This window comes from Sphingobium anseongense (assembly GCF_037725245.1).
GTDB lineage: Bacteria > Pseudomonadota > Alphaproteobacteria > Sphingomonadales > Sphingomonadaceae > Sphingobium.
Map to the genome: position 1 here is coordinate 1 of NZ_JBBJUL010000042.1, position 328 is coordinate 328.

Sequence of the window (328 nt, forward strand, 5' to 3'; positions counted from 1 at the left end):
CGCCAAGCTCGCGCGCCATCGCAAAGGCTTCCTGCACATTACCAAGACGGGCAAGGACTTGTTTGAGCATCCAGGAAGCCTATGGATCACCTTGGCCCAGCATCTGCTCCTTGCCAACGGTCATGATGACATGGTGGATATCGAATGGGTTTCGGTGCTTAAGGCCGTTAATGTCGAAGCCCATTCAGGTGTGACGGACAAGCAATTCTCTACTCGACTGATGGGCGCCAGCGACAAAGACTACCATCTAAAGTCACTGGTCTATGTCCATGTCCTTCGGCCGCTTTGCTGGCTCGGTCTTCTGCAGGAGACCCGCCAGAACCAATCC

1 protein-coding gene is annotated in these 328 nt (G+C 54.6%); it reads left to right on the forward strand.

From position 1 onward, the window contains the following. The coding region (locus WG908_RS16510; protein ID WP_340187599.1) for a hypothetical protein at positions 1-328 on the forward strand (328 nt) is incomplete at both ends.